The organism is Methylobacterium sp. 391_Methyba4, from assembly GCF_029691625.1.
Taxonomy (GTDB): domain Bacteria; phylum Pseudomonadota; class Alphaproteobacteria; order Rhizobiales; family Beijerinckiaceae; genus Methylobacterium; species Methylobacterium fujisawaense.
On sequence record NZ_CP121475.1, the window covers coordinates 2,628,631 to 2,651,515 of the forward strand.

The window sequence follows — 22,885 nt, forward strand, 5'->3', positions numbered from 1 at the left end:
CGGCCGCCGACAGGAGACACTGACCCCATGTGGCGCGCCCTCGCCTTCCTGGCCCTGCTCGCACTCGCCGCCTTCGGAGCGGTCTGGATCGCCGACAGGCCCGGTACCGTCACCGTCGTCTGGAACGGCTACCAGATCGGCACCAGCCTCGCGGTCGCCCTCGTCGGCGTGATCGCGGCGGCGATCGTCCTGGGCGTGCTCTGGGCGATCGTGCGCGGCGTCATCGGCCTGCCGGAGGCCCTGGTCCGCGGCTCCGCCGAGCGGCGCCGCGCCAAGGGCCTCTCCGCCCTCTCCCGCGGCATGGTGGCGGTGGGCTCGGGCGATCCCCTGGCGGCCCGCCGCTTCGCGGGCGACGCCGAGCGGCTCCTCGGCACCGAGCCGCTGACCCTGCTGCTCAAGGCCCAGGCCGCGCAGATCTCCGGCGACCGGGACGCCGCCGAAAGCGCCTTCCAGCGCATGGTCGACGATCCCGAGACCCGGGTCCTGGGCCTGCGCGGCCTGTTCGTGGAGGCCCGGCGCCGGGAGGACGAGACGGCCGCCCGCGCCTACGCCACCGAGGCCGCCCGCCTCGCCCCGAGCGTCACCTGGGCCAACGAGGCCCTGCTCGAGGCGCAGAGCGCCGACGGCGACTGGGCCGCCGCTCTGGAGACCATCGAGCGCCGCTCGTCTCTCGGCCTGATCGACAAGGCCACCGCCCGGCGGCAGCGGGCCGTGCTGCTGACCGCGATCGCCGGCGAGCGCGAGGCCGGCGAGCCGGAACTCGCCGCGGAGCGCATCCTGCAGGCGGTCAAGCTCGCCCCCGATCTCGTCCCGGCGGCCTGCATCGCCGGACGCCTCCTCGCCCGCCGCGGCGACGTCAAGAAGGCGGCCCGGATCGTCGAGGCGGCCTGGAAGGCCAATCCCCATCCCGACCTCGCCAAGGTCTATCTCGGGCTGCGGCCCGGCGATTCGGTCCGCGACCGTCTCGCCCGCGCCGAGGTCCTGGCGAAGCTGTCCGTCTGGGATCCCGAATCCCGGCTCGCCCTGGGGCAGGCCGCCCTCGACGCGCGGGATTACAAGCGGGCCCGCGAGGCCGTGAAGCCCCTGCTCACCGACCGGCCGACCGCCCGCGCCTGCCTGATGATGGCGGCCATCGAGGAGGCCGAACACGGCGCCGCCTCCGGCCAGGCCCGCGAGTGGCTGGCCCGGGCCGCCCGCGCCCCGCGCGACCGCGTCTGGATCGCCGACGGCATCGCCACCGAAACCTGGGCGCCGGTCTCGCCGGTGACCGGGCGCCTCGACGCCTTCACGTGGCGCGAGCCGCCGAACACCCTGGCCGCCGCACCCGCAGTGGAGCCGGAAGCGGAGTCGGCCGCCCCGGCCCTCGTCCCGGCCGCGACGCGCCCCTCTGCGCCCGTCCCCGGATCGGTCGCCCCGTCGGCCTCTGCACTGTCCTCTGCATCGGCCTCTGCACCGGTCGCCCCCGGATCGGGAACGCCGGTGCCTGTGCCCACCGTCCTGCCGGCGAAGGCAGCCAGCGCGAAGACCGCCGGCGCCGATCCGGTCTCGGCCGGGATGGCGGCCGCAGCGCTGCCGCCGGGATCGGCGGATCGCGCCGTTCGTCGGATGGGATGACCGGCCGCGCCAAGCGCCGATCATCCCCGCAGATCATGACAGGACCGGCGCGACTTCACGGAGAGGTCGCGCCGTTCGTCTACTGGCAGTTGAATGTGCCGGCTCGCCCTATAGCGTGTGCTCAGAGCCGTCGACCGAGGGTCCGATCATCCGCCAGACTGCACAGAGCCCGCACGCGGCGTCGATGACGCCGGGTCGGGGCAGCCTTCCGCCTCGCGCGGTGCGACCATGACCCTCAACGACGATGACGGGGAGCCGCGTCGGCAGGTGGGAGCCTTGCCGTTCCGGCGCGGGCGGGATGGCCAGCCCAAGATCCTGCTGGTGACGTCGCGGGAAAGCCGTCGGTGGGTCATCCCGAAAGGATGGCCGATGAAGGGGCGCAAGCCGTTCGAGGCGGCCGCGCGGGAGGCCTACGAGGAGGCGGGCCTGCGCGGTGCGGTCGGCAAGCGTCCGATCGGCTTCTACCTCTACCAGAAGCGCCTGAGGAACCTCGACACCGTCCTGTGCCAAGTGAAGGTCTTTCCCCTCGAGGTGCGCAAGCAGCTCAAGGACTTTCCCGAGGCACGTCAACGGGACCTGCGCTGGTTCACGCCGGTGGAAGCCGCCGAGGCGGTCTCCGAGCCGGGCCTCGCCGCCCTGATCCGGGCCGCATCGCGCACGTAAAATGCGCGGAAGCGCAACACGGCGTTGCCAACGCTGCGGCGATCCGTTATGGCCCCACTCGGCCGGACGGACACGCCCCCCGCGGGGGCGCCCCGGTCACCTGCTGCGGTAGCTCAGTGGTAGAGCACTTCATTGGTAATGAAGAGGTCGAGAGTTCAATCCTCTCTCGCAGCACCAGAAACCTTCTCGATCTGATCACCGGTCCGGCTGACGCTGCGGGTTCCTCGACGGGTCCCGGCGCAGACTGAGGATCGCAGCGGCTGCCCTGCCGACATCATCCGCGGAAGGGGACGTGCGGACGTGAACTCGACAGCCCTGTTCACCATGCTGGGCCTCGTCTTCGGCTGGGCGGTCCTGGCCGGCGCGGCCCTGATCACCGGCCGGCTCGCCACCTTCGCGTTTCTGATCCTGACGCTGATCGCCCTCTACCTGTATGTGCCGTGGGTCCGGCTGCGCGCCAGCGGGATCGAAGGCTCCAGCCGGCCGGTGCGCTTCTGGACGAACGTCGCCATGCTGGGGGTCAGCCTCGCCGCCGGCCTCGCCTTCGCGATCATGCTCGCCCGCCGAGCCGGGCTCCTCTGAGCTCCGGGACGTCGGTGCGGCATCCTCGTGAGGCCGCACGGGCCGCGACCGCCGGACCGGGGACGCTTGCACGGTGCCCGGCCGGAGATGCCCGCCAAGCGCCCTGAACCAGGGTTGGTCTCCTTTAACATACGTTATGTAATACGAGATGCTCTGGCGCGGGAATGATCGAGATTGACCGTGCCAATAGCCTGATCGAGCTTAAGAAAATAGCTTTGACCAAATATTGGTCGTTATAAATAGATCGAGAAATCGAACCGTCGTCCTGACGCGGGGTTGGACAGGGTGCGAGGCTCGATGCTCCCACGGGGGTGCCAAGCCGACGGCCGATCGTGCGGTGGGCTTGAGCACGCCGTGCCTCTCGCGAGGGACAGACACCATGTACTATCATGACAAGCGTCTTCAGTATCCGGTCAAGGTCGACAGCCCCGACCCGATCTATGCCCGCATGCTCCAGCAGGCGATCGGCGGTATCGAGGGCGAGATCCGGGTCTGTATGCAGTACTTCTTCCAGGCCTGGGGCAATCGTGCTCCGACCACGAAGTACCGGGACATGCTGCTCGCCACCGCGACCGAGGAACTCGGCCATATCGAGATGCTCGCGACGGCGGTCGCGCTGAATCTTGAGAACGCGCCGACCAAAGTGCAGGAGGCCGGGGCGGCCGACGCGATCGTGGGGGCCATCATGGGCGGTGAGAACCCGCGCCACATCGCCGAGGGCATGCTGCACAAGACATTGCTGTCCACCGGCATGGCCGCCTTCCCGGGCAATTCCGACGGCTTGCCCTTCGACATGAGTCACGTGTACGCCAGCGGCAACATCGCGGCCGACATGTACTGCAACGTCGCCGCCGAGAGCACCGGCCGCGTCCTCGCAGTGCGGCTCTACAACGCCACGAACGACGCCGGCATGCGGGACATGTGGAGCTTCCTCATCGCCCGCGACACCATGCACCAGCAGCAATGGCTGGCGGTGATCGAGGAACTCGGCGGCCACGCGGGCACCCTGCCGATCCCGAACTCCTTCCCGCAGGAGAAGGAGAACCAGAAGTTCAACTACGCCTTCTTCGGGACGTCGGCGGACGGTTCGCCGCCGCCGGCCGGCCGCTGGACGCAGGGCCCGTCGCTCGACGGCAAGGGCACGTTCAGCGTCGTCCAGAACCAGCCGATGGGCGAGGAGCCGGTGCTCGGCCCGGCGCGCCCCGACAGCGGCGCCGAGTCCCAGCAGATCGGCTGATCGACCGGACGCTCCGATCCGCGCGCCCTCCGGTCGAGGCGTTTTCCTCGGAGGGATCCGCGCCCTGCGGTCCATCGGTCGGGGCGCGGGGCGGACCACGCGGCACAGTCGGCGAGGGTCGCGGCCGGGCGGCGGCCGGGGCCCCCGAGGGGAACCTCCCGATCTTCGGCCCGCATGGCACCGAGGGGGGCACTGCGAGCTTGCGCGTGGTGGCGCGCGATCCGGGTCGGGCGTTGGCGGGCCGCGATGCCTGAGACCGGAGCGGCGTTCGGATCTGCGGTCCGGGCGTCTCCCGTTGGCCGGCGGTGGCTCAGTGCCGGGTCCGCGTCCCGACGGCCGTGTCCGTCCCGCTGCGCTCCGCGAAGCGGGCGAGCCGCCCACGGCTCGGCTCCTCGAGGCCACCGGCATGCGCAAAGGTCGTCAGGGCGATGCCGACGAGAAAGCGGGCCTCAGCGGCCGTCACGGAGCGACCGCTCAAGGTGCTGGCCGCGCCTCGTACGGCGCTGACGGCTTCTTGGAAGGCGGGATCCATCTCGAGATCCGAGAGTCTGGTCATGGGTTCGATCCTTGTGTTCAACCCGCCGCGCCTGACCCCGTGTCGAAGACGACATGCGGAGCGGCGCGGTCTCGGACGGCGTCGCCGCAGATTCGGCGCCGGGGCGTAGCGTTTTTCAGCGCGTCCAATGCCATCGAAACCCTCCTCGTTCCGGGGCGTTTCTCGTGTCGGCCGCGCCGACCGGCATGTTTCTGTCCATATATATTCGTATTGGCTGATCTATGTTGCGGCGAGTGTGACATATTCCGGGATTAATATCCGAAATCATGTTTTCATCCTGTTCAGGTGATCGGCTATCATGCTCGGAGTCTTGCTTGACGCTGATACAATCGACCCACCGGCGCCCCGGCTCCCCGACAGCGTGCAATCTCATCTCGGCCATCTGCTGGCGGCGACTTACGCGCAGGACGCCGTTGAGCCGACGATCGCGGAGCGCTTCGCCGAACTGCTGAGGTTGCTGGACGGTGCCTTCGGCGAGGCGCAAGACGGCCGTGAGAAGGAATTCCAGGCCTCGCTCCTGGGCATGGTGCCGAACCTGCAGCGCTTCGCGCGCTCGCTGCTGCGCAACCACGTCGGTGCCGACGACCTGTTGCAGAACACGCTTCTGCGGGCTTGGCGCTCGCGCGCCAGCTTCGTACCGGGCACCAACCTGGAAGCGTGGCTGTTCACGATCATGCGCAACGCGTTCTACAACGAGCACCGGAGGCACGGGCGCGAGGTGCAGGACGAGGATGGAGCGCAGGCGGAGCGGATGGTCTCGCTGCCCGAGCAGGGCGGCCATCTCGACCTGAGCGACGTCCAGGCGGCCCTCGGTCGTCTCACGCCGCCGATGCGGCAAGCGCTCGTGCTCGTGGCGATCGAGAACCTGACCTACGAGGAGACCGCCGCGATCATGCGGTGCCGGATCGGCACGGTGAAGAGCCGGGTCTGGCGGGCCCGGACGCAACTCGCGCAGATGCTGGGCTATACCGGCCTCGAGATCGGTAGCGACGACGTCATGCTGGCCGCCGCCGGCCCGAAAGGCTGGAAAACCGCCGCCGTCGCGTGACGGCGACACGGGATCGGGGTCGCAAGCGGCCCGTTCGGGGCGTAGGGTCGCCCCTCGATCCTGGGCTCAGGGAGCCACCGTTTCCCATGTCGCCGCGCGTCCTGATGTCCGGTGCTGTTGTGTTCGGTCTGGCTCTGGCGAGCGGAGCGCAGGCGACTCCAGGACCCGCGGTGCGGGCCTGGCTCTCGGACCTCGTCACGCGGATCGATGCCGCCGACCGCGCTCAGAGGGGATCGGGTACGGCTCGGGGCGGCGGAACCGTGCTGGTCCACGTCCAGATCGGTCCGGACGGGGCGGTGCAGAGCGCGGAGATCGAGCAGAGTTCGGGCTCGCCGAAACTCGATCAGCGCGCGCTCCGCGCCCTGCAGGGGATCAGCCCGACCTCCGCCCCGCCGCCCGCTCTCCTGAGCGGGGACGGGATCGTCGATCTCAGCATCCCGGTGGAACTCGGCCACTGAGCTCTGGCGGCCGGTGGCGGCGCCCGGAGAACGGGTTGCGCATCGCGGCTTCGTCTTCGATCGCCCCGCCGGCCTGTCTGCGCCACTGCGTCAACCTGGCGTCGACATCGCCACGATGATTGCAGCCCGCGGGCCGACGATCCGTTCGGTCAAGAATCTTCGCCGAAATCCGCCCCGAGATAGGCGCCGACAAGATACCCGGCCTGATGGGCGGTGAGATAGGCGAACAGCAATAGGATCTTCTCGGCGTCGAGATGCGTCCATACGAAGGCCCACAGGCCCAGCCACCCGATGCTGACCAGCATCGAGCTGGCTATCAGAACCGCTGCCCGATACCGCCAGCCCTCCCATACGCCCACCGCGAAGAGCAGGGCAGCAACCAGCAACGGGCCGTCTCCTTCCGCGCGAAAAGATAAACTTTTACGCGTTAAGTCTCTGTGGGTTCACAAACATTCAATGGGCTGACCGACCTTCGGGTGTGCGGTTTAATATTGTATGAACTCGGTCCGTCCTTCCGGTCGGCCGATCCTTGGCGATGCATCGGCCGGCTCCCAGAGCGCGGTCTCCTCGAGCCGACCGGTCGATGAGGCGCAGGCGGCAAGGTCCGCCTGCCTAGTCGCTCGGAAACGGAATCGGCACGGCAAACATTGATCGCATCGATATGCGGTATCGATTGCATCTGTTTGGATCATGTTGCTCTGCAACGTAAATACCCCCTCGAAGCCGGGCACGACCCGGACAACGAGAGGACTTCGCATCATGACCGTTCGCACCATCGTTCTCGCCGCCCTCGCCGCCGTTCCGATGATCGGCACCGCCCTGGCCGACGAGACCATCGCGCTGACTCCCCCGCTCTACCGTGAGCAGGCGCGTCCCACCGCCGCGGTTCGTCCGGCCTCGGAGCTGACCACGACGCCGCGTCTTGTCCCGGCGAGCCCGGCCTCGCGGCGGGTCGTCGCCACCGCGGTCTCGACCCGCTGAGGCGGGCGATGGCCGCGATCCGGCGCCACCGGGTCCATCCGGTGGCGCCGGCCGCGTCGCCGGATCGCCCGCGCCGCGCTTGGAAGACCGCCGCCGTGCCCGCGCACCCCGTCCTGCGTGCCGCAGGCGCCATCCTCCATCGCCGACCGGATTGCCGCGGAGGATTGGCCTCCGCTTGACGGGCCTGCCACCGTCCGCCCGTTCAGGCCGGGCAGGGCTTGCCGCCGGGCAGAACCACCTCGCTCTGTCCGTTGTAGATCTCGCCCCCGCGCACCGGCCAGACCTTTCTGGACCGGAAGGTCCACCGGGTCAGCTTCGAGAGCACCGGGAAGATCGGATTATAGATCATCGTCACCTCCGACACGACGAAGCGATCGCCGTTTCGGGTCATCCCCGGGGGCGGTGGGCCGAGGGAGGTGCCGGCCGCGTAGGCCTGCCCATTGGATTCGGCACTCGAGCAGACCTTGGTCGTCGCCGAGCTGCCGTCGCTGTAGGTGCCCGCGGCCGTCAGCACGATGCTCGCGCCGCTCACGTCGTAGGGGTTGGAGATCGCGCTGGTCGCGGCGAAGACCGGTTTCAGGTCGGCGTAGCTGCCGCGGGCGATCAGATCCGCCATCGTGGCCGACGCGTTGTCGAGCCGCTTCCCGATCATGAAGGCGCGGGGCAACTCGATTGACCCCATCAGGATCAGCAGCAGGATCGGCGCGATCACGCTGAACTCGATCGCGCTGACGCCGTCCCGGCTGCCGATCAGGCCGGTCAGGCCCGCGCGGGGACGGAGGCTCAGCACGGTTTGGGCTCGTAATCCTCGGCCCGGAAGATCTCGGTGGTGACGAGCAGCTGCGACTTGTCGGACATGATCCGCCCGGTGAAGTCCAGCATCTGGAAGAGGCGCATCACCGGCACGGCGACCCGGACCGTCACCGTATCGCCGCCCTGCGGGCATTCGAACCGGGTGCCGAAGCCCGTCGTCCACGTCTTCGTGGTCTTGTCGAACGGCTCCGCCGGCTGCGATGCCGAGAACGAAGCCGTCCGCGACACGTCGAGGCGCAGATCGGCGCAGGGGAACAGCGCCGACGGGCCGGCACAGACGAGCTTGCGCAAGCGCTGGCTTGGATCGCTGCCGTCGGCGCCGTCCTGAAAGGCGCCCGTGCGCAGCTGGCGCACGCTGCGGTCGACGGCGATATCGAGGGTCTGCTGCTCGATGGCGACGACGCCGGATTCCGCCACGACGCCCAGAAGTGCCAGGAACGGCGCCGCCAGGAGCGCGAACTCCACCGCCGAGGCGCCGCCGCGGTGGCCGCGCAGCCGTCGGATCCCTCCGTCGGTGCCAGCCCGGCCGCCCGGCTCGCGTGTGCGCCAGACAGTCGCGACGCGCCGCAAGATGCCCATCATGACAAACGAACTCTGCAGGTCCTGTGCCTGCTGCCGTCCCAGCTCAACGGCCGGACGAAGCTAGATGTAAGATCGGCTCGTTTAGAAAACGTTCAAACATGAGTAGAATTTGCCACCTTATCGAGGTTCGGCGGCGACGAGTCTGTGGAGGACTGTCTTTTCGCGCTTTAGTTGTATATAATTCGATTATACACTCTTCTGCTTGTATCGCGGCCCTGTGTTCCGGGGCGAGCGGTCTTCGATCTGCAAGGGGTCCGACGATTTTCACAGCCAAGCGTGGCCGGACGGGCGGCGCTGGCATTTTGGCGTTCCAACGCGACGGATTCTTAGGAGCTCGGCGCTAGCCAGGTCGGGTCGGCGGTTGGTGCCGTCGCGATGGCCGCACCGATCCCGCCCGGGGAGAACTGCCCATTTTACCCTTCTGGAGAGCGCTCCGCATCGGCTCGCGCGCCCTGGCGGACCGGTCCGGCTCGGTGGCCCTGACCTTCGGTCTGAGCGCCGTGGTGCTGCTCGGCCTGACCGGCGGCGGCATCGACTATGCCCGCCTCGCCTCCCGGCGCAGCCAGCTCCAGAACGCGGCCGATGCCGGCGTTCTGGCGGCGGGCAATTACCTCAAGCTGGCTGTCGCGACCTCGGCGGCGGCCAAGAGTATCGTGGTCGACACGATCCAGGCCCAGGCGGCGCCCCGCACCGAGAGCCCGTATGCGCTCCAGGTCGACGTGGCGGACGACAGGACCAGCGTCGCCGTGACGGTCGACGAGACCGTCAAGCTCGCCTTCGGCGGCTTCGTCGGCGTGCCGATGGTCAAGGTCGCGGTGCGCTCGAAGGCGCGCGTCGTCGGCAAGATGCGCCTGTGCCTGCTCACGCTGGATCCGCTCGCCGACGGGGCCTTCGAACTGGAGAAGAGCGCCGAGGTCACGGCCCAGGACTGTTCGCTCTACAGCAACTCGCTGAGCCCTCGCGGCATGGTCGGCAAGGACAACGCCTATGCCCGGGCGCAGACCATCTGCACCGCGGGCGGCTTCGACGGCGCCCGCGCGAATTTTGCCCCGCCGCCGCAGACGAGCTGTCCGCCCATCCAGGATCCCCTGAAGGATCGGGCGCCACCGCCGATCGGCGCCTGCACGGCGATCCCGGCCTCGGCCAACAGCAAGCGCGACACCAGCGGCAATCTCGTCGATCAGAGCGTGACCCTCGATCCGGGCACCTATTGCGGCGGCCTGCACATCACCAAGAGCGCCTCCGTCGCGTTGCGCGCCGGCACCTATGTGATGAAGGACGGGCCGCTCATCGTCGACAAGGATGCCGCCATGACCGGCATCGACGTCGCCTTCTACTTCACCGGCAACAAGGGCGGCCTCGTCTTCGACAAGAAGACCACGGTCAGTCTGTCGGCGCCCACCACAGGTCCCATGGCCGGCCTGCTGATGATGGAGGAGCGGGTGGTCAGCGATCCGGTCGACCCCACCCAGGCCGTTCTCGGGGATGTATTGAGCCCGATCGCGCCGACGCCGCCGCCGCTGGCCGCGACCAAGCCGATGCGGACTTACCGGATCATCAGCGACAATGCGCGGACCATGTTGGGCACGCTCTACCTGCCGGCGGGCCGCGTGGTGATCGACGCGAGCAAACCCGTTGCCGACCAATCGGCCTACACGGTGATCGTGGCCCAGCAGGTCAATCTCTACGAGGGTCCGAATCTCTATCTGAACGCGAATTACGACGCGACGAGCGTGCCGGTGCCCAAGGGGGTCGGCCCCCTCTCGGGCAAGCTGCTGCTCTCGCAATAGCGGAAGCCACGATGCCGATCCTCCGCTGCCGGCCATTCGTCTGGGAGTGACGCGGTGCTCGCGCTGATCATCGACGATTCCGAGATGAACAACCTGCTGGTCATGCAGGCGCTCAAGCCCGTGGCCGGCTGCGAGCCGGTCGCCTTCACCTGCCCCAGGGCGGCGCTCGACTTCCTGCGGGCGCATGTCGACAGGATCGGGGTCGTCGTCACCGACTACGACATGCCCGGCCTGACCGGCCTCGACGTCATCGCGGCGGCGCGGGCGGTCCCGGGCTTCGCGCACGTGCCGATCGTCATGGTGACGAGTCTCGACCAGCGCAGCCTGCGCCATCAGGCCCTGCGCGCCGGCGCGACGGATTTCCTCGGCAAGCCCTGCGATCCCGTCGAGATCCAGGCGCGCATCACCAACCTGATGACGATCAGCGCGGCCCACCGGCAGGAGCAGGACCGGGCCGCGGTGCTCGCCCGCGAGGTCGCGGCGGCGGTCGCGGTCATCGAGGCGCGGGAGCGCGAGATCATCGCCCTGCTGATGCGCGCCGCCGAGCACCGGGACACCGATACCGGCGATCACATCGCCCGGGTGGCCGGCTACGTGGGCATCATCGCCGCCAATCTCGGCTTCGATCCGGCGGAGATCCGGATCCTGAAGCTCGCCTCCACCATGCACGATGTCGGCAAGATCGGCGTTCCCGACGCGATCCTGCTCAAGCCGGGGCCGCTCACGGTCGAGGAGCGCGCCGAGATGGAGAAGCACGCCGAGCGCGGCCGGCGCATCCTGGAGGGCAGCACCTCCGACGTCGTGCGCCTCGCCGCCGAGATCGCCGAGAGCCACCACGAGCGCTGGGACGGAACCGGCTATCCCAAGCGCCTGCGCGGCGAGGCGATCCCGATCTCCGGTCGCATCGTGGCGGTGGCGGACGTGTTCGACGCCCTGGTGACCGAGCGGCCCTACAAGGCGGCCTGGCCCCTCGAGCGCGCACGGGCCTTCCTGGCGGACCAGGCAGGCCGCCACTTCGATCCGCGCTGCGTGGAGGCCTTCCTGGCGGGCTGGGAGATGGTGACGCGGACCTGCATCCGCGCCGCCGCCTGATCCCGTCTCTTCCGCCGCCCCCGTCCCGCGACCGGGCCCCTCCGGGCCGCCTGAAGGAGAAGAGCGTGCATCTCGCGTGGCTCAGGCCGAGACGTTCCCTGGCCGGCCGGCTGGCGCTGGCGGTGACCGGCGCCGTCACGGCGGCTCTCGTCCTGGCGGCGGCCCTCTCGGTCTGGCGCGAGGTCGACCGCTACGCCGCCGACAAGCAAGCGGCGCTGGAGGCCGTCGCCCAGGTCTTCGCCCACGGGGGCGCCCGGGCCACGGCCGCCAACGACGAGGCCGCGGCCGCCGCCTCCCTCCGGGCGATCGGCAACGTGCCGTCCATCGTCTACGGGGCGATCGAGCGACCGGACGGGTCCGTCCTCGCCGAGCAGGGGATCGGCCTGCGGCTGACGCAGGACGCAGCCCTGGACGGGGCGGATCTCTCGCTCCTTCATCTGTTCGCCACCCAGAGTCTCCGGGCGACCGCGCCGATCCTCGAGAACGGGCGCCCCGTCGGTCGGGTCGTCCTGATCGGCGAGACCGACGACATCCGCGACCACGTCTGGGCCGCCGGCCAGAACGCCGCCCTGGCGGCCCTGCTGGCCGTCGCGATCGGGATCGGCGTGTCGTTCTACCTGCAGCGCAGCGTCACGCGGCCCCTGGGGGCCCTCACCCGGACCATGGAGGCGGTCCGCCTGCGCCACGATTACACGCAGCGCGCCCCCGTGGAGAGCGACGACGAGGTCGGCGCGCTGGCGCGCACCCTCAATGACCTGCTCTCCGCGGTCAACGAGCGCGACCACCGCCTCGCCGCCCACAGCGCCCACCTGGAGGCGGAGGTCCAGGCGCGGACAGCCGATCTGAGGGAGGCCAAGCAGGCCGCCGACGCCGCCAACGCCGCCAAGTCGACCTTCCTGGCCACGATGAGCCACGAGATCCGGACGCCGATGAACGGCGTCCTGGTCATGGCCGAACTGCTGGCGAGTGCCGACCTGCCGGTGCGCCAGCGCCGCTACGCCGAAGTCATCGCCCGGTCCGGCCGGTCGCTCCTGGCGATCATCAACGACATCCTCGACTTCGCGAAGGTCGAGGCGGGCAAGCTCGATCTCGAACACGTGCCGGTGTGCCCCGCCGAGATCGCCGATACCGTGGTGACGCTCTTCGCCGAGCGGGCCCGCGCGGCCGGGCTCGACCTCGCGGCCGACATCGCGCCGGAGGTGCCGCAGGCGATCCTCGGCGACCCGGTCCGCCTGGGTCAGGTGGTGAGCAATTTCGTGTCGAACGCGCTGAAGTTCACCGAGGCCGGGCACGTCTCCGTCCGGATGGCGCTCGATGCCGGGGACGGATGCCTCGTCATTGCCGTCGCCGATACCGGGATCGGCATCCCCCAGGACAAGCTGGCCACGATCTTCTCGGCCTTCTCGCAGGCCGATCAATCCACGACCCGCCGTTTCGGCGGGACCGGCCTCGGGCTCTCGATCGCCCAGCAGATCATCGCCGCGATGGGCGGCACCGTGGCGGTGGAGAGCCGCGTCGGCGCGGGCTCGACCTTCTCGGCGCGCATTCCCGTGACCGTCGCCGAACCCGCCCGGCCGATCCTGCGCCACGGCACGGTGCCGGCCGCGATCGTGCTGGACACCGCCGGTCCCGCGACCCGGGTTGCCCTCGCCGCCAGTCTGAGCGGGGCCGGCTTCGCGCCGGTCGCGGCGGACCGTGGCGCGGCCCCCGCCCACTGGGTCCTCGACGCGGCCGCCCTCGTGGCGGCGGGTCGCCGGCCGGATCGGGCCGGGCGCGTGCTCGTCCTGGCGGGGGCGGGCGACAATGCGGCCGATCAGGCTCTCCGGTCCGGCCTCGCCGACGCGGTGCTGCGCTGGCCCGTGATCCAGGCGGAGTGGCGGCCCCTCCTGGCGGCGCTGGCCGCGGGCGATCCCTTCACCGCGTCCGCGGCGGTCGCCGTCGCGACCGATCTGCTGCCGCAGTTCTCCGGCGCGCGGGTGCTCGTCGCCGACGACAGCGCGGTCAACCGCGAGGTCGCCCTCGAGGCCCTGGCCCGCTGCGGCGTGACCGATGTCGTGACCGTCGAGGACGGGGCCGCGGCCGTGGCGGCGGCCGGGTCGCAGCACTTCGATCTGATCCTGATGGATGGCAGCATGCCGGTCCTGGATGGCTTCGCGGCCGCCCGGACGATCCGGCAGCGCGAGGCGGCCACGGACCGGCGCACCCCGATCGTCGCGCTCACGGCCCACGTCCTCGGCGAGGCTGCGGAAGCCGCAGAGGCCGCCGGCATGAACGGAACGCTCCTGAAGCCCTTCACCCTGCGGCAGCTCGCCGATCTCCTGCAGGCGCATGTCCCGTCCCTCCGGGACGCGGCACGGGAGGCTGCGGTGGGATCGGAAGAGGCCCGGGCCGCCTTGCCGACCGGAGTATCACCCGGAGCAGCACCCGAAGCATCGCCAGAGGGCGATCTGCTCGACGCCGAGGTGCTGGACGGGCTCCTCGGCCTCGGAGACGGTGCCTTCCTGGACCGCGTCCTCGATCTGTACCGGGCGCAAGGCCCTGTCGCGCTCGCCACCCTCCGATCGGCCCTCGCCGTCTCGGATCAGCCTGCCATCGCCAGGGCGGCCCACAGCCTCAAGTCGATGAGTGCGAATATCGGCGCCCGCGCCCTCGTCGCGCGGTTGCGCGCCATCGAGGATGCCGCCCGGAACGCGGCCTGCGCCGAGCCGCAAGAGGCCTGCGACGGGCTGGAGACCCTTCTCGCCGCGACGATCCGCGACCTCGAGGGGCGGACACGCGCCCAGGCGGTGGCCGCCTGAGATCGACACCGGATCGGCGGCTTCCTGTGCCGATGGGCCGGAGCGGCGAGCCCGGTCCGCCCGAGACACCCGCCCTTCAGCCGATCCGCGTGTCTGCCAGCCCGTTGGAGCCAGCGCCTCAGCGATGTCACGGTCGTCCACCGCCGCGCACCCGCGGGGCAGTGGGCGCCAATGCCCCTGAGGAATGCCTCGTGATTTCGCAGACCTGCCCTGCGTTCCCAGGGCTGGTATGCCAGATACGAGCCTCGTAAAGCTGCGCTTCCTCCCAAGCACTCCCTCAGCCCGCCCGGTTCGCCGCGGCGGGCCTTTTCGTCGGTGCGACGCGGGATACCGCCGCCGGCTGCACGGCAGGTTCCGGTGCGATCGGCTCGTCCACCGTCACGGACGAGAACCGATCCGGGCCCCCGTCAGCTCGTGATCATCCGGCGGGTGAACATCGCGGCCGCGAACAGCACGGCGGCGCCGGCCGTGACGAGGCTCGTCATCAGGATCCGTCTCGGCTCCGTGGAAGAGCCGGCCTTGACGGGTTCGACGATCGGCACGAGGGCCACGACCTGTTGCTGGGCCACGATCCGGGCCCGGTCATAGGCCAGTTGCACGTCGCGGTGGTATTTCTCGGCGTTCTCGCGCTCGTGCTCGAGGTCTTCGAACCGCGTGAGCGCGTCCGAGAGGCGCCGCTTCTCCGTCGGTGCTGTGCCGGCCAGCTGCTGCCGAACCTTGGCGATGTTGGCATCGAGATCGGCAATCTGCTGCTTCAGGTCGATGATGCTGCGGGATTGCGGGCCGAGATCCCGCTGAAGCACGGCGAGCTGGATGGCGAGCTTGGTGCGCGAGTCCCGCAGCTCCGACATCGCCTTGATGGTGGCGGTATTCGACTTGACGACGTCGAGCACGCCCTCGCGGTTGCGCAGATCGTTCAATGCGGCGTTGGCCTGCGCCTCCCGCTCCTCGGCGAGCTTCAGGACACGCGCGCTGACGTCCAGCGCGTCCTGGCGGGACCTCATGCTCAGGTCGTTCAACATCCGCTCGGTATCCGCCATCACGGCCTTCGTGATGGCAAGCGACTCGTCGGGGTCGAAGGCCTCGACTGTCAGCGACATGATGCCGGACGCCGACTCGACGTCGACGTCGACGCGGCGCTTCCAGTACTTCAGGAACTTCTCGACCGGCTTTTCCGGGCTGAACCGCGAGAACATGTCGATGCTGTCGCGACCGAACCAGTCGCGGATCGGAAGCTCCGCCGCGACGGCTTCGACCAGCGGCCGGCTGTGGATGTATTCCTGTGCGATGAGCGTTTCCTGGGCGACCGTCGCCTTGATCACGCCGGCATTCGTGCCGACCGTGTCCGGTGTCGCCTTGTCGGCCGTCCCGACGGTCGGCCGGATCGCGAACTGTGCCTCGGTCACGAAGCGGTCGGAGGCGATCAGGCCGTAGAAGATCGCGCCGCCCAGGGTCGGCAGGACGAAGCAGACGACGAAGAGGAGCGGTAGCCAGGGATCGCTTTTGACGTGACTCTGGTACGAGCGCACGCCCTTCTTGGTGTCGGGAAGGCCCGGCAGGCGTGCGAACTGCCGCAGCGAGTGCGCGATCACCTTGTTCCGGTCGATGCCTTTCGAAGGCCTGCCCCCCGCCTTCTCGACCTGCGTGTTCATCGTTGCTTCTCGAAACTCGGGCTGCCACGGGCGCGATCGGCCCGCGAGGCTGTGATGCCGCTCGCGCAGCCCGTCGCACAGCGAGGCGGCGAAAGCATGTCAGCCGAAAGACACCGGAACGAGAACCCGACAGAGGGGCCGGTCCAGAACGCCGTGCCGTCATCGGCGGCGTGCGGCGACCGACGATGGACCGCCCATCCGACCGCCGGTGCCGTTCGGGACCCCGAGACGTCCCCCGAGGGAACCCTCGATCTACCGCCTGTATTCCGGCGAGAGATGATCGAGCGGGTTGGTGCGCGCGTCCTTGTTCCGGCCGGATACGGTCCCGGTGCTCCCCCCGCGCATGACGTCCGTCGATGAAGAGAGGGCGCTCGGGGGTGAGACAGGGCCGCTCGGTCGATCGGCAGGGGAAGGGCCGCCCGGCGTGGTGCTGACCCCGGGGGGGAGCGTGGCCGGCGTCGGCTGATCGATCCGGCTCGCCGCCGATTGGGCGAGCACCGGTCCAGAGAGCGCGATCAGCGCGCAAACCCCCATGGCCGCGCGGCGCATGGCAGTCCGTGCGAAGCCGACAGGGAGAGCGTGCATCAGGATCATCAATCCAGTCATCCTCGAAAGCCGGTCGGTCCGCGTCCGGTGAGCCAATGGATCAGCGCATCGGCAGTTCCGAACCGGCGATGACCGGTGCCGCGCCGAGGCTTCTCCGGCGCGTCGCCTCGGCGTCACCCTGCGCGCATGAGGCGAACGGCGGTCGAGACGGCCGAGCCCGCTTGGGCATCAGCGCAGGGTCAGGGCCTCCACGGCGGCCTTCTCGGACGGGACCAGCAGGGCGAAGCCCGCATGCTCCGTGACCAGGATCGAGGCGCGCATGGCTGCGGCGGAGAAGCACTCCGGTGACATGCTTCGCAGGGCCGCCAGGCCCTTCTGCAGCCGCACGCCGACCTGCACGATCCCGCCGCCCTCACGGGCCAGCGGATGGAAGAAATCCGCAATCAGGTCGTCGGTCGACAGGGCCGGGACCCGGATGCGCGGATGCTCGGGTTCGCGCGGCGGCCGGTCCGGGTCCGGTATCCACTCCGAGAGCACGCGCAAACCTGCACCGATCACCGCGATCGCGGTCCCGTAATCGGCGGCCGTCGGCGGAAGCGCCTTCGATCCGATCTCCGCGAGGACGGACAGGCCGAAGCGCGGATCCTGCTCCCAGGCACGATCGTCGGCGATCAGGAAGGCCCGGCGGACGGCCGCCAGGGCGGCGGCCTCCATCTCCGGGTCGACGAAGGCGAGGGGCGTGGCGGCGTGGACGAAGGCGCCGGGGAGCACGGCCACGTCCAGCATCGCGTCGCGGCCACCGAGGGCCCGCGTCAGCACCGCCAGGTCGACATGCTGGATGTAGCCGATCCGATCCGCGAGGACCGGCCGCGTGTGGCGGTGCGCCGGATCCGGGGGGATGCCACCGAGATGCGGTTGGTCGCGCCGGCAGCGCAGCGCCTGGGCCGCCGCCTGCTCGACCAGCCGGATCGTCTCGCCGACCCGGCCGAAGCGCGTGAGCTGCTGCATCCAAAGCAGGAGGGTGACGACGATCAGGCCGATGACCACCACCGTCGCGCCCAGCATGACGAGGCGCCCGCCCGGCCCGTAGAGGCGGGTCGACAAGGCCACGATCCCCACAACCGAGAACAGGAACGCCCCGAGGAAGGTGGCGAGCGCGTCGTGTGCCCGCCGGTCCTCGCTCCAGAGGATCGTGGCGCGCGGCGTCACGCCCGACGAGGCGGCCCCCAGGGCGTTCACCAGCACGGTCAGCGAGAAGGTCGTCACCGTCAGCATCGAGGAGGCCAGGATGCTCAGGACGTTGCCGACGGCGTCGGCACCGACGCTGAGGGCGAAGTTCTCCTCGACGTGAAACTGGAAGCGCCACGCCACCAGGGCCGCCAGGACGCCCCCGACGCAGTAGAGCGCGGCGCGGACCCAGGCCTGGCGGAGGGTTCGGGACAGGATCAGCCGCCAGCGCGGCATGACGGTCTTCATGCGCGCTTCGGCCCCCTCCCGCCGCCGATCCCGATGTCCGCGCCGATGTCCGCGCCACCGACCCTGCGACGGACCAACGCCGCTACTCGGCCGGCAGTGCCGCGTCTCCGGCCCCGGACGGCTCGGGCGCGGCCGGATCGCGGCGCCCAAACAGCCGCTCGAAGGCGACGTAGAAGGTCGGCGTGATGAACAGGGTGATGAAGGTCGCCACGACGAGGCCGCCGATCACCACGGTCCCCATGGAGACGCGCGCATGCGCCCCGGCGCCGCTGGCGATGGCCAGCGGGATCGAGCCGGTGATGAAGGCGAAGGAGGTCATGAGGATCGGGCGCATGCGCAGGCGCGCCGCGTCCTGGGCCGCCTTCAGCACGTCCTCGCCCTGCCGGCGCAGATCCTCCGCGAAGGACACGAGCAGGATCGAGTTCTTGGCGGCCAGGCCCACGAGCAGCAGGAGCCCGATCTGGCCGAAGATGTCGAGTTCGAGCCCCCGCACCGCCAGGAAGCCGACGGCGCCGAAGATCGCGATCGGCGTCGCGAGCAGGATCACGAAGGGCAGGCGCAGCGACTCGTACTGGCCCGCCAGCAGCAGGAAGATCATCAGGACCCCGAGGCCGAAGATCAGCGGCGCGTAGCCGCCCGCGACCTTCTCCTGATAGGCGACGTCGGTCCATTCCACCGCGTAGTCGGCCGGCAGGCGGCTCTTGGCGAGCGCCTCGACTTCCTTGAGCACCGTGCCGGAACTCGCGGTGGAGGCCACCTCGATCGCCACCTCGATGGCCGGGTAGGTGTTGTAGGACAGGACGGCGGTGGGGCCGGTGGTGAACTCCGCCCGCACCAGGGAGCCGATCCGCACCGGCTCGCCCCGGCTGTTCAGGACCGGCAGGGCCTCCAGATCCTGGATCGTGCGCCGGCCCGCGGCCTCGCTCTGCACGTAGACCTGGTAGACGAAGCCGAAGCGGTTGAAGAGGTTGACGAAGCTCGATCCGACATAGGTCCCGAGCGCGTCGAACAGGTTCTGGAGGGGCACGCCGAGCTGCTCGGCCTTGGCCCGGTCGATCTCCAGGCGGATCTGCGGGACGCCGTAGCTCGTCGTCGGGAGCGCCTGGGCGATGTTGGGGCTCTTCTCCATTTCGTCGATGAAGCGCTGCGCCGCCGCGGCGAGCTTGAGGCCCCCGGTGCCGCTGCGGTCCTGGATCTCCAGGGTCAGGCCGCTGCGCGTGCCGAGGCCGGGCAGCGGCGACGGGTTGACCACCCGCACCGTCCCGTCCGGATCGTGCCGGAACTGCTTCTGCACGCGGGCGATGATGGCGTCGGCCGAGGCCGTCCGCTCGCCCCAGGGCTTCAGGACCGGGATCTGGAACCCGTAGAACGGCGCCACCGCGTCGGCGAGGATGCTGCGCCCGACGACGCCGATCGTGTGATCGACCTCCGGCATGTCCCGCAGGCTCTTGCCGAGTCGCTCGACCATGCGGTCGGTGCGCGCCACGGCGGCGCCCTTGGGCAGGGCGACGTCGGCGAAGAAGTAGCCCTGATCCTCGTTCGGGACGAAGCCGGTCGGGCGCTGCATCACGAGGAGCACGGTGAGCGCCGCGAAGGCCGCGAAGGCGAGGCCGACGAGCACCAGATGGCGGCTGAGCCGCCCGATCATCGCGGTGAGGAGGCCCGCGGCCCGCTCCAGCGTCCGGTTGAACCAGCGCAGCGGCGCCTTCCACCGGCTCTGCCGGGCCTGCGCCCCCTCCGGCCGGTGCCTCAGGATCAGGCCGCAGAGCGCCGGCGTCAGGGTCAGCGAGACGACGGCCGAGATCATCACCGAGATCGCGATGGTCAGGGCGAACTGGTTGTAGAGCTGGCCGGTCAGGCCCGGGATGAAGGCCACCGGCACGAACAGGGCGGCCAGGACCAGGGTGGTGGCGATCACCGGGCCGGCGACCTCGTTCACCGCCTCCCGGGCGGCCGGCCGCGGCTCCATCCCCTCGTCCATCAGCCGCTCGGTGTTCTCGACCACGATGATCGCGTCGTCGACCACGAGGCCCACCGCCAGCACCATGCCGAGCAGGCTCAGGGTGTTGAAGGAGAAGCCGAGCAGCGCCATCGGGCCGAAGGTCCCGACCAGCGCCACCGGCACGGCGATGGAGGGGATCAGCGTCGCCCGCCAGTTCTGCAGGAACAGGTAGGTGACGATGACGACGAGGAGGAGCGCCTCGAACAGGGTGTGGACCACCTCGCGGATCGCCTCGCGGACGAACTCGGTGCGGTCGAGGGCGATCTTGTACTTGAGCCCGGGCGGGAACCGCCGGGCCAGCTCTTCCATGGTGGCCTTCACCCCGTCCATCACATGGACCGCGTTGGCGCCGGGCGTCTGGTAGAGGCCGAGCGTCGCCGAGGGCTGCCCGTCGAAGCCGGAGCGCACGCCGTACTGCTCCGAACCCAACTCCACCCGCGCCACGTCCCGGACCCGGACCACGGAGCCGTCGGGGTTGGCCCGCAGCAGGATGTTGGCGAATTCCTGGGGCTGGCTCAGCCGCCCCTGAGTCACGACCTGCAGCTCGAAGGCGGTGGGCTGCCCATCGGTCGGCGGCTTGCCGAGGGATCCGGTGGTGATCTGCTCATTCTGTTGGCTCACCGCGCGGATCACCGCATCGGGGCTGATCGCCAGGGCCTCCATCTTCACCGGATCGAGCCAGATGCGCATGGCGTAGCGCTTCTGGGAGAAGTTCTGGATCCGGCCCATGCCGTCGACCCGGCGCAGGGGTTTGATCACCTGCGTCTCGGCCCAGTTGGCCAGGAACAGCTCGTCGTAGGGCGAGCCCGGATCGGCGTAGAGCACGATGTTGCCGAGCCGCTGGCGGGAGCTCTTCTGGATCTCCAGGCCCTGCGCGCGCACCGAGGCCGGAAGCTTCGACTCGGCCCGGTTGGCGCGGGTCAGGACCTCTGCGGCGGCGGCGTCGAGATCGGAGCCGATCTCGAAGGTCGCGTCGAGGTTGACGCTGCCGTCGGTGTTGCTGGTCGACGCGATGTACAGGAGGTGCTGGGCGCCGTTGATCTCCTGCTCCAGGGGCGTCGTGACGGCGTCGTAGGCCTGCTGTGCGCTCGCGCCCGGATAGGTCGCCTGGATGTTGATGATCGGCGGCGCGATCTCGGGAAACTGCGCGATCGGCAGGGTCAGGCCCGCCACCGCGCCGATCAGGGTGATCAGAACCGAGATGACGGCCGCGAGGACCGGCCGATCGACGAAGCGGGCGAACATCGGACCTCGACGGTGGTCGGTGGCCGCGAGGACCGGGCGTGCAACGCGAGCGCGTTTGGCGTGTTCCCTGTCCGGTTCGGCGCCGAGCGCGCCGCAGCGGGGAGCAGGCGGCGTGCGGGCGGGGATTCGGTACGGCTTACTCGGATGTGGCGCCGCGCTGGTCCTGGCGGCGGGCGGCTGGTTCGCGATGGGCCGACCGGACCCGTCCGTGCTGATGGCGGCCCTGCCCTGGTCGGACCGGCCGCCCGAGACCGCTGAGGCCGAACCGCCGATCGCCGTGACGGTGACGACGGCGCGGACGCAGGCGGTGCCGATCAGCTTCACCTATACGGGGACGATCATCGCGCAGCAGGACGCGGCCCTGCGGGCCCGGGTGACCGGCAACGTCACCGATCGCCCCTTCGAGCCGGGTGGCCACGTGAAGAAGGGGCAGGTGCTCTTCCGGATCGACCCGCGTCCGTTCCAGGTGGCGCTCGCCCAGGCGCAGGCCCAGGAGGCGCAGGCCAAGGCGCAGCTCCAGTTCGCGCAGGCCGAGGTGAGCCGGACCGACACGCTGGCCGACAAGGGCTACGCCTCCGAGCAGCGCCTCCAGCAGCTTCAGTCGAACGCCGCCTCCGCCGCCGCCCAGGTCCAGGGGGCCGAGGCCGCGATCGCGCGGCAGAACCTCAACCTCGACTACGCGGTGGTGAACGCCCCCTTCGACGGGCGGGCGAGCCTGTCGATCGTCAACCCCGGCGACCTCGTCATCGAGAACCAGACGCAGCTGGTCACGGTGGTGCAGCTCGACCCGATCGACGTGCAGATGGCGCTCTCCTCCGAGGATTCCGAGGCGCTGCGCGAGGCGATGCAGAAGGGCCCCGTGACCGTGGAGGTGCTGGACGAGGCCGGCAAAGCCATGCGCGACGCGAAGGTCTATCAGCTCGACAACCGATTTGACCCCCGCACCGCCCGTCGCCTCGTGCGCGCCCTATTGCCGAACACCGACGAGCGCTTCCTGCCGGGTCAGTTCATCCGTGCCCGGGTGAAGACCGGCACCGAGGAGAAGCTTCTGGTCCCCACGATCGCGTTGTCGGCCAGACTCGCTCAGCAGATCGTCTACATGGTCGACGATCAGGGTGTCGTACGCCAGAAGCCCGTGACGACGGGCGACAGCTTCGGCGAGGACACCGCGATCCTGGCCGGGCTCAAGGCCGGCGAGCGGGTGGTGACCGACCACCTTCAGGACATGCGGCAGGACCTCAAGGTTGAGATCCGGTCCGCGGAGGCCGACGGCCCGTCCAAGCCTCCGGCGACGAAGACGGGGGGCCGGGATGCGGACGATCGGGGCTGACCGCGCCATGCGAGCCATCTTCTCGCTCGGGCTGATCCTGGCGCTCCTGCAAGCATCGGCCGCGCAATCGGCCGCCCAATCGGCCTCGACGGCGGCGCCGGCGGGCTGCCGTGTCGATCATGCGCGGTACGCGGCCCTCAAGACAGGCATGACCTATCGGCAGGTGCGGGCACGCCTGGGTTGCGATGGCCGTCGCATTTCGCACCTGACGATCGGCCGGGTCCGGCGCGCGACCTATTCCTGGCCCGGACGGGGCACGTATGGGGCCAATCTCACGCTCACGTTCCGCAACGAAAGGCTCACGGACAAGGCGCAGCTCGGCCTGCGCGTGCCCTGAGCGATCCGCTCGGCCCGAGAGCGGCCTTCCCGCCGGGCCTGAGGGGCAAGACGGGCCTCGGAGCCGACCGGGTGATGACCACA

19 protein-coding genes and 1 tRNA gene are annotated in these 22,885 nt (G+C 70.0%); 13 read left to right on the top strand and 7 right to left on the bottom strand.

Features of this window, described 5'->3' with window-relative positions; genetic code table 11:
- Positions 1–27 precede the first annotated feature (27 nt).
- The 5 genes from P9K36_RS12190 to P9K36_RS12210 all read left to right on the top strand — a co-directional run bounded on the left by P9K36_RS12190 (position 28) and on the right by P9K36_RS12210 (position 4,096).
- A complete protein-coding gene (locus tag P9K36_RS12190) occupies positions 28–1,614 on the top strand; it encodes a heme biosynthesis HemY N-terminal domain-containing protein (RefSeq protein ID WP_278307114.1) in 1,587 nt (528 codons plus the stop codon).
- Positions 1,615–1,842: 228 nt separating this feature from the next.
- A complete protein-coding gene (locus tag P9K36_RS12195; protein ID WP_043353036.1) occupies positions 1,843–2,277 on the top strand; it encodes an NUDIX hydrolase in 435 nt (144 codons plus the stop codon).
- Between the two features lie 102 nt (positions 2,278–2,379).
- Positions 2,380–2,454: transfer RNA gene (locus P9K36_RS12200), tRNA-Thr, on the top strand.
- 123 nt (positions 2,455–2,577) lie between these two features.
- Positions 2,578–2,859 (top strand): hypothetical protein, encoded by a 282-nt coding sequence (locus P9K36_RS12205; protein WP_278307115.1) that lies wholly within the window; start codon positions 2,578–2,580, stop codon positions 2,857–2,859.
- Between the two features lie 379 nt (positions 2,860–3,238).
- The gene (locus tag P9K36_RS12210) at positions 3,239–4,096 is read left to right on the top strand and encodes a manganese catalase family protein (protein ID WP_278307116.1); all 858 of its coding nucleotides are present in this window, start codon (positions 3,239–3,241) and stop codon (positions 4,094–4,096) included.
- Between the two features lie 310 nt (positions 4,097–4,406).
- Here P9K36_RS12210 and P9K36_RS12215 read toward each other — a convergent pair whose 3' ends face one another.
- Complete coding sequence (locus tag P9K36_RS12215) at positions 4,407–4,652, bottom strand: hypothetical protein (RefSeq protein WP_278307117.1); 246 nt, start codon at positions 4,650–4,652, stop codon at positions 4,407–4,409.
- A gap of 298 nt (positions 4,653–4,950) precedes the next feature.
- On the opposite strand from P9K36_RS12215, the gene P9K36_RS12220 reads away from it, so the two are divergent.
- The gene (locus P9K36_RS12220) at positions 4,951–5,700 is read left to right on the top strand and encodes a sigma-70 family RNA polymerase sigma factor (RefSeq protein WP_051044873.1); all 750 of its coding nucleotides are present in this window, start codon (positions 4,951–4,953) and stop codon (positions 5,698–5,700) included.
- A gap of 86 nt (positions 5,701–5,786) precedes the next feature.
- Entirely contained in the window at positions 5,787–6,158 is a 372-nt protein-coding gene (locus tag P9K36_RS12225) for an energy transducer TonB (protein ID WP_043353029.1), read from the top strand.
- Between the two features lie 149 nt (positions 6,159–6,307).
- Here P9K36_RS12225 and P9K36_RS12230 read toward each other — a convergent pair whose 3' ends face one another.
- Positions 6,308–6,544, bottom strand: coding sequence for a hypothetical protein (locus P9K36_RS12230; RefSeq protein WP_043353028.1), 237 nt, complete (start codon positions 6,542–6,544; stop codon positions 6,308–6,310).
- Positions 6,545–6,917: 373 nt separating this feature from the next.
- Between P9K36_RS12230 and P9K36_RS12235 the strand changes: the two genes are divergently transcribed.
- Positions 6,918–7,139 carry a hypothetical protein gene (locus P9K36_RS12235; protein ID WP_078946968.1) on the top strand — a complete coding sequence of 74 codons (222 nt, stop codon included), beginning with the start codon at positions 6,918–6,920 and terminating at the stop codon, positions 7,137–7,139.
- 202 nt (positions 7,140–7,341) lie between these two features.
- On the opposite strand, the gene P9K36_RS12240 is transcribed toward P9K36_RS12235, so the two are convergent.
- Complete coding sequence (locus P9K36_RS12240; RefSeq protein ID WP_043353026.1) at positions 7,342–7,929, bottom strand: TadE/TadG family type IV pilus assembly protein; 588 nt, start codon at positions 7,927–7,929, stop codon at positions 7,342–7,344.
- The gene (locus P9K36_RS12245) at positions 7,923–8,534 is read right to left on the bottom strand and encodes a TadE/TadG family type IV pilus assembly protein (protein WP_051044870.1); all 612 of its coding nucleotides are present in this window, start codon (positions 8,532–8,534) and stop codon (positions 7,923–7,925) included. Before P9K36_RS12245 ends, P9K36_RS12240 begins: the two co-directional genes overlap by 7 nt.
- Before the next feature lie 410 nt (positions 8,535–8,944).
- On the opposite strand from P9K36_RS12245, the gene P9K36_RS12250 reads away from it, so the two are divergent.
- From P9K36_RS12250 to P9K36_RS12260, 3 genes are all read left to right on the top strand, one after another.
- Positions 8,945–10,324, top strand: coding sequence for a TadE/TadG family type IV pilus assembly protein (locus P9K36_RS12250; RefSeq protein ID WP_306307444.1), 1,380 nt, complete (start codon positions 8,945–8,947; stop codon positions 10,322–10,324).
- A gap of 54 nt (positions 10,325–10,378) precedes the next feature.
- Positions 10,379–11,416: an HD domain-containing phosphohydrolase gene (locus P9K36_RS12255; RefSeq protein WP_043381861.1), complete on the top strand. Its 1,038-nt coding sequence runs from the start codon at positions 10,379–10,381 to the stop codon at positions 11,414–11,416.
- Positions 11,417–11,481: 65 nt separating this feature from the next.
- Entirely contained in the window at positions 11,482–14,214 is a 2,733-nt protein-coding gene (locus tag P9K36_RS12260) for an ATP-binding protein (RefSeq protein WP_043757283.1), read from the top strand.
- 407 nt (positions 14,215–14,621) lie between these two features.
- Here the strand turns inward: P9K36_RS12260 and P9K36_RS12265 are convergent, their stop codons facing one another.
- From P9K36_RS12265 to P9K36_RS12275, 3 genes are all read right to left on the bottom strand, one after another.
- The gene (locus P9K36_RS12265; RefSeq protein ID WP_043381856.1) at positions 14,622–15,866 is read right to left on the bottom strand and encodes a capsule biosynthesis protein; all 1,245 of its coding nucleotides are present in this window, start codon (positions 15,864–15,866) and stop codon (positions 14,622–14,624) included.
- A gap of 774 nt (positions 15,867–16,640) precedes the next feature.
- Positions 16,641–17,888, bottom strand: a complete 1,248-nt coding sequence (locus tag P9K36_RS12270; RefSeq protein ID WP_278307118.1) for a DUF2254 domain-containing protein — start codon at positions 17,886–17,888, stop codon at positions 16,641–16,643.
- Between the two features lie 82 nt (positions 17,889–17,970).
- Positions 17,971–21,135 carry an efflux RND transporter permease subunit gene (locus tag P9K36_RS12275; protein WP_043757287.1) on the bottom strand — a complete coding sequence of 1,055 codons (3,165 nt, stop codon included), beginning with the start codon at positions 21,133–21,135 and terminating at the stop codon, positions 17,971–17,973.
- Between the two features lie 112 nt (positions 21,136–21,247).
- Here P9K36_RS12275 and P9K36_RS12280 point away from each other — a divergent pair, with 112 nt between their 5' ends.
- Positions 21,248–22,465, top strand: coding sequence for an efflux RND transporter periplasmic adaptor subunit (locus P9K36_RS12280; protein ID WP_278307119.1), 1,218 nt, complete (start codon positions 21,248–21,250; stop codon positions 22,463–22,465).
- Complete coding sequence (locus tag P9K36_RS12285; RefSeq protein WP_236961419.1) at positions 22,446–22,802, top strand: hypothetical protein; 357 nt, start codon at positions 22,446–22,448, stop codon at positions 22,800–22,802. Before P9K36_RS12280 ends, P9K36_RS12285 begins: the two co-directional genes overlap by 20 nt.
- Positions 22,803–22,885 lie beyond the last annotated feature (83 nt).

Excerpts from the sequence above, each read along its gene's own strand:
- P9K36_RS12210 (WP_278307116.1), top strand. The coding sequence starts at position 3,239 with ATGTACTATCATGACAAGCGTCTTCAGTATCCGGTCAAGGTCGACAGC.
- P9K36_RS12270 (WP_278307118.1), bottom strand. The coding sequence starts at position 17,888 with ATGAAGACCGTCATGCCGCGCTGGCGGCTGATCCTGTCCCGAACCCTC.
- P9K36_RS12245 (WP_051044870.1), bottom strand. The coding sequence starts at position 8,534 with ATGATGGGCATCTTGCGGCGCGTCGCGACTGTCTGGCGCACACGCGAG.
- P9K36_RS12215 (WP_278307117.1), bottom strand. The coding sequence starts at position 4,652 with ATGACCAGACTCTCGGATCTCGAGATGGATCCCGCCTTCCAAGAAGCC.
- P9K36_RS12265 (WP_043381856.1), bottom strand. The coding sequence starts at position 15,866 with ATGAACACGCAGGTCGAGAAGGCGGGGGGCAGGCCTTCGAAAGGCATC.
- P9K36_RS12275 (WP_043757287.1), bottom strand. The coding sequence starts at position 21,135 with ATGTTCGCCCGCTTCGTCGATCGGCCGGTCCTCGCGGCCGTCATCTCG.
- P9K36_RS12195 (WP_043353036.1), top strand. The coding sequence starts at position 1,843 with ATGACCCTCAACGACGATGACGGGGAGCCGCGTCGGCAGGTGGGAGCC.
- P9K36_RS12220 (WP_051044873.1), top strand. The coding sequence starts at position 4,951 with ATGCTCGGAGTCTTGCTTGACGCTGATACAATCGACCCACCGGCGCCC.
- P9K36_RS12225 (WP_043353029.1), top strand. The coding sequence starts at position 5,787 with ATGTCGCCGCGCGTCCTGATGTCCGGTGCTGTTGTGTTCGGTCTGGCT.
- P9K36_RS12235 (WP_078946968.1), top strand. The coding sequence starts at position 6,918 with ATGACCGTTCGCACCATCGTTCTCGCCGCCCTCGCCGCCGTTCCGATG.
- P9K36_RS12285 (WP_236961419.1), top strand. The coding sequence starts at position 22,446 with ATGCGGACGATCGGGGCTGACCGCGCCATGCGAGCCATCTTCTCGCTC.
- P9K36_RS12190 (WP_278307114.1), top strand. The coding sequence starts at position 28 with ATGTGGCGCGCCCTCGCCTTCCTGGCCCTGCTCGCACTCGCCGCCTTC.